We start from the raw sequence: 5,422 nt of genomic DNA on the forward strand, positions 1-5,422 counted from the left end.
GCTTTCAGGAGATCATGGTGCCCTCCTCTATTATGCCAATGTCGAGGAGAAGAACGGATCCGTCTTCACCCGCTCGTCCCGTTCACTTGCCTTTGTCGGGGTCGGAGAGAACCTGGCAGATGCAGAGAGATCAGCTGAGGCTGCGGCATCTTCTGTCCGGGGAAATATCAGGTACAGGACGGATATTGGAAAGGAAACCATTCTCTCGGATCGTATACATCATATGAAGGAATTGCGATGAATGTACTCTCTATTCTGGATCTCTCGTCTGAAGATATATCGACGATCATTGAAGATGCAATCCGGCTGAAAGAAGAGCGTCGACAGAATATCCCTCATCCTCACCTCTCTGGAAAAACACTCGGTATGATCTTTGAGAAGTCATCGACCAGAACACGGATCTCATTTGAAGTCGGGATGTTTGAACTTGGAGGATCTGCCCTGTACCTCAACCCACGGGATATGCAGCTGGATCGCGGTGAGGCCATCGGTGATACTGCGCGTGTTCTCTCACGATATCTCTCGGCAGTCATGATCCGCGCACATACCCACAGCTCAATTGAGGCATTTTCTGCGTCTTCTGCGATACCGGTCATTAACGGCCTTTCAGACAGGGAACACCCATGCCAGATTCTGGCGGATCTGATGACCTTAAAGGAACAGTTTGGCCGCTTATCAGGGCTGAATGTTGCATGGGTGGGGGATGGAAACAATGTCTGCAACTCACTGATCCTTTCATCAATCAGGACCGGAATGAATGTCTCTGTGGCTGTTCCTCCAGGCTACGAACCCGATAGCGAGTGCATCCGCCGTGCCGAAGCCGAAGGCTCTGTGAGATTGTGTGAGAGTCCTCTTGAAGCGGCCGAGGGTGCCGATGCAGTCTATACAGATACCTGGATATCGATGGGTCAGGAGGCTGAAGAGAAAGAACGTCTTGCATCATTTATGGGATATCAGGTGAATGCAGAACTGCTGAAGCGCGCATCTCCCGAATGTATCGTTCTTCACTGTCTCCCGGCACATCGCGGCTGTGAGATCACCGATGAACTTCTGGACGGACCCCGGAGTGCTGTCTGGGATCAGGCTGAAAACCGCCTCCATGCACAAAAAGCACTTCTGCTCTCGATTTTTGGCGCGGAAAAAAAGATTAATTGATAAATTTTTTCAGTTCTTCAAACATGAACGCCTCAACGCGTTCAACCTCTTCTCTTTCTCCCCTGAATGCCAGTAGTTCACGTTCGTCCCCATCCATATTCGCAAAAGCCAGGCGGGTTTTATGCGGCACCAGTTCGACATTATAATTCTCCAATACCGAGCGGATAATGCTTCTCGGTACTCCCGGTGGGATCACCAGATCAAATAACTCTGCTTCTTCCATACTTTATCTCCCAATCTTTATTCTTCTACCCATGATACAGCCCCCTCCACGGACGCCGCCCAGGGGATTTTTCGGTTTACCGAGCGAATTCATACAGCGTCCCATCAGTGCAGCACCGCGAGCAAGCCCATCGTCCACGAAAACAATGTGATCGATTGGATCTGCAAACAGTTCTCGATCGATGATCCCCTCAAGGATATATTCGGGTTTTTTCCCCGATATCGCTGCTCTTCCGGTAAAACCGATTGATGCATTCCCTGGTATGAAATGTCGTTCATTGCAGACATCAATCATCCTGAGAGCCATGCTTGCACAGACGCGATCGATAACCTCTGTGACTACAGATAATCTGTGTTTCTCATAGATCTCCGCACCAATCTTTTTGAGGTTGTCGATCCCATCTCCGTCAACACCGCAATCGCATCCGATAAGTGCCACACCAGATTCCGCTGCGACATCGGCATAAACAGGAACACGTCCAAAACGCTTTCGATCCGGGGGAACTATCCTGATATCAATATATTGATTACAGAGATCCACATAGTCGGATACTACCTTCCTGTGCCTTCCAAAAGAGAAACTTCCCCCTCCGTTCCCTTCGCCAAAAACATCTAGTGCGGTGCCGGTCCTTCCTTCAACAAGACCGGTTCCCCTGACGATCGCATCGGGAATGGCTCCGGCAAGGCCACAGAAATTGCCGATTGTTTTTGCAAAGGGGTTATCAGCATCGTGTGGCACATCGCCGGTTATTCTTCCGTCAAGCGTTGTTCCAAAATCAAGTGAGATGCAGGGATTCCGAAAATCAACCGGAGTCCATTTTGCCCCTTCTTTTATGCCTGCCATGGCAAGCTCTCCTTCCATCTCGTTTGCCACCATTTCCACTCCGGTGCTACCAACCGGTGGAACAACTCCTGCAACAGCACCGGTAAAGACGAGGCGGTCAGCGAAGCTGTGATCCTTCAGTTTTTTTGGGAGATTATCAATTGACATCGGCGGGGTCATCTTTCGCGGGGGCACGCCGGCATCCAGACAACCATTCGCAAGCGCGATAACGAAGTCACCTACCTGATCGGGGGATTCCATTGCCGCAACAACCCCGGTGCTCCGTACCACAAAGTCAAGGTCATTTTTGATATCGAGTTTTGCCTCACGATGGCACTGGATCAGCGTATTCCGTACAAGTTCGGTCACCGATTCCCGTGTCAGTTCGGTTCCGTCCAGTGTCTTTCCAAAGATCTCCTCTCCGGGCTTTGGGGGACGGACATCCCGGCTCATGCTCACTGTCTTGTTTATAACATAGCATAAACCGGTTTCAAGGCTGGTTCCTGTCAGGATACATTTTGTAGTGGTATTGCCCATCTCAACAGAAGCGACGATGAAATATGGTTTGTTCTTATATTCTGGTATCTGCATGCCAGCACCGTGGGATATTGAAGGTGGAGGCGGGCTGTAGACCATGTGAGGTTTCTTCCCAAAGAAACCCTTCAAAAAACCGGCGCACATACTAATCGATTCTCAAGACAGAACAATTAACCTTTCTGTTTCTCTCCTGAAAAAATGCAGGCTATCAGATCCCTGCCTGCCCGATCAGAACAAGAAATCCAATGATGATCGGCTGGTGAATGAGATAGATAAGAAGCGAATTTCGTCCGGGAACAGCCAGGAGACTCACAAATCTGTTATCCCGTTGTTTTTTTGCCTTTTTGGAATACCGGAATGTTCCTGCTGCTATTCCCAACAGGATCAGGGAGAACCATGGTATGAGCGGCTCATAATCCAGTGTGTAGAAGCCGTGTGGATAGATGCCAAGTGGGATCAGGTACGCAGGTCCATAGAGAGGAAAGAAGAGCAACCAGATGAGAATAATTATGCCAGCCGGAAGGATATTCCATCTTCCCAGAGGTAGAAACAGGATCGCGAGTATGGTGGAGATTCCTATGAGATGGAGGATCCCAAAAACAATGAATCCATCATGGGGATAGATCCAGGTGATAATTGTTATTCCTGCTGCAATACCGAGGATTTTTATGCCGCGTGAGATGAATGGAGAGGCAGAAGCTCTGTAATCGGCCTGTATCCCGATTGATTGAGCTTTTAGGTGGAGAGAGATCCCGGCGATGAAGATGAATGAACCGGCGATCGGATATGCCATGTAGCGAAAGAACGGGTCAACCTGTATGATTCCAAAATAACTCAGATCGAAGATGATATGGTATACGATCATAGCGATGAGAGATACTCCACGGGCAGCATCAAGAAGATCATCCCGTTTTGTTCCATGCGGCTTGCTCATCAGCTCTGATCTCTTGCCGTGATCATATATATTCTGTCAGATTGATTGCGTTTCATAATGCAAAGGTAGTAAGTATCTGAGGGGATAAGATCTATCAGATTCAGATGCAGTTGAAAAGCTGCCCGAAAGGGTATATGATCGAAACACACCGGGCTGTATCTCCCGAGTCAACCCTTGAACGGATTGAACCCCTCCTTCCACAGGCTGGTATCACGCGGGTGGCGGATATTACAGGTCTTGATCGCCTTGGAATACCTGTCTTCTCCTGCATCAGGCCTACTGCCGAGGGGGGAGCAATATCAGTCTACAATGGGAAAGGAGCAACGCCAGTTGCTGCACGGGTCTCTGCCATCATGGAAGGGATCGAACGGTGTTCTGCCGAGATGCATTCCGATCCGGTGATTGTTGGACGATACTCTGAGATCTCACGGGACTTACCTGCCATTGATCCAATCGATCTGATCCTTCCGGCAGGTTCAGACAGGGAAGCACTAATACCCTGGGCAACCGGGTATGATATCATCAATAACGAGGAGGTGCTTCTACCGGCACATGCCGTATACCACCCCCTATCTCATAGCTATCCTCCCCTTCACCGGACAAACACGAATGGAATTGCATCCGGCAACACTCTGGAAGAGGCGATTATCCATGGACTGCTGGAAGTTATCGAACGGGATGCATGGTCACTTGTTGAGGCAACCCGCTATACCGGGAACCGGATCGTCGACATAACGGATCCTTTCAGCCTGGAGATTATCAATCGCTTCTCTCGTGAAGGAATTGACCTGATCCTGAGGGATATTACAAGCGATATTGGGATTCCGACATGCGCCGCTGTTGCAGATGATACTACCCTCTGCGATCCGGCGCTTCTTGTCACGGGCATGGGCACCCATACCACACCGGAGATCGCGCTTCTTCGCGCATTGACCGAGGTTGCCCAGAGCCGCCTCACCCAGATTCATGGTGCCCGCGAGGATACGGTGGTTGCCGATATGAGAAGGCAGATTGGGTATGAACGGACCAAAAGGCTGAATGGCTACTGGTTCCGGGAAAATGGTACTATTCCTTTTGAAAGAATACCCGGCTATAGAAGTGATGATCTCCTCACCGATATCAGGCATGTCTGTGATCGCATCATCTCAGCAGGATTTGACCGGGTTATCGTCTCTGATCTGACGCGGCCCGGGATCGGCATTCCCGTTGTCAGGGTGGTAGTTCCCGGCCTTGAAGTATTTGCAATGGATCAGGAACGGATAGGAGATCGGTGTAAGAATGCACGGCGCAGTCGTTTACCTCGGCCCAAGTCTTCCTCATGAGGAAGCACGGGCACTCTGTCCGGATGCCACCTTCCTCCCCCCGATCAGGCGCGGGGATCTAAATGCCATTTTCGGATCTGAAGTATCACTCGTCTGTATCATTGACGGGTACTTCTTTCAGGATTCTGCTGTAGGCCATCGCGAGATCCTCTCTCTTCTCCGGAGTGGAATTTTCGTGATTGGTGCATCAAGCATGGGGGCGCTCAGGGCAGCAGAACTGGATTCCCTTGGAATGGAGGGGGTTGGTGTCATCTATTCACTGTACCGGAATGGAACACTCGTCTCTGATGATGAGGTGGCCCTTGTCTTCGATCCCGAAACATTGACTCCCCTCTCTGACCCCCTTGTTAATATCCGGTGTACGCTTCGACATGCCAGAAAAGATGGTGTTATCTCAGAAGATGTGGAGGCTCTTCTTATCAGGACTGC

Annotated in this window: 7 protein-coding genes; 4 read left to right on the top strand and 3 right to left on the bottom strand. The window is 50.1% G+C overall.

Annotation, left to right across the window (positions count from 1 at the left end):
* The coding region (locus tag QCH34_RS05920) for a phosphoribosylglycinamide synthetase C domain-containing protein (protein ID WP_300331632.1) at positions 1-241 on the top strand (241 nt) is incomplete at its 5' end.
* Complete coding sequence (gene argF, locus QCH34_RS05925) at positions 232-1,155, top strand: ornithine carbamoyltransferase (protein ID WP_300331654.1); 924 nt, start codon at positions 232-234, stop codon at positions 1,153-1,155. The genes QCH34_RS05920 and argF, both read left to right, overlap by 10 nt.
* On the opposite strand, the gene QCH34_RS05930 is transcribed toward argF, so the two are convergent.
* From QCH34_RS05930 to QCH34_RS05940, 3 genes are all read right to left on the bottom strand, one after another.
* Positions 1,148-1,378 (bottom strand): hypothetical protein, encoded by a 231-nt coding sequence (locus tag QCH34_RS05930; RefSeq protein WP_300331635.1) that lies wholly within the window; start codon positions 1,376-1,378, stop codon positions 1,148-1,150. The genes argF and QCH34_RS05930 overlap by 8 nt on opposite strands.
* A gap of 3 nt (positions 1,379-1,381) precedes the next feature.
* Positions 1,382-2,881 carry a methanogenesis marker 14 protein gene (locus tag QCH34_RS05935; RefSeq protein ID WP_300331638.1) on the bottom strand — a complete coding sequence of 500 codons (1,500 nt, stop codon included), beginning with the start codon at positions 2,879-2,881 and terminating at the stop codon, positions 1,382-1,384.
* 64 nt (positions 2,882-2,945) lie between these two features.
* A complete protein-coding gene (locus tag QCH34_RS05940) occupies positions 2,946-3,671 on the bottom strand; it encodes a heparan-alpha-glucosaminide N-acetyltransferase (RefSeq protein WP_300331642.1) in 726 nt (241 codons plus the stop codon).
* 104 nt (positions 3,672-3,775) lie between these two features.
* On the opposite strand from QCH34_RS05940, the gene QCH34_RS05945 reads away from it, so the two are divergent.
* Entirely contained in the window at positions 3,776-4,993 is a 1,218-nt protein-coding gene (locus QCH34_RS05945; protein ID WP_300331646.1) for a YcaO-related McrA-glycine thioamidation protein, read from the top strand.
* Positions 4,950-5,422, top strand: a 473-nt coding sequence (locus tag QCH34_RS05950) for a TfuA-like protein (protein WP_300331651.1), incomplete at its 3' end; no start/stop codon positions are given. The genes QCH34_RS05945 and QCH34_RS05950, both read left to right, overlap by 44 nt.

The organism is Methanocalculus sp., from assembly GCF_029762515.1.
GTDB lineage: Archaea > Halobacteriota > Methanomicrobia > Methanomicrobiales > Methanocorpusculaceae > Methanocalculus.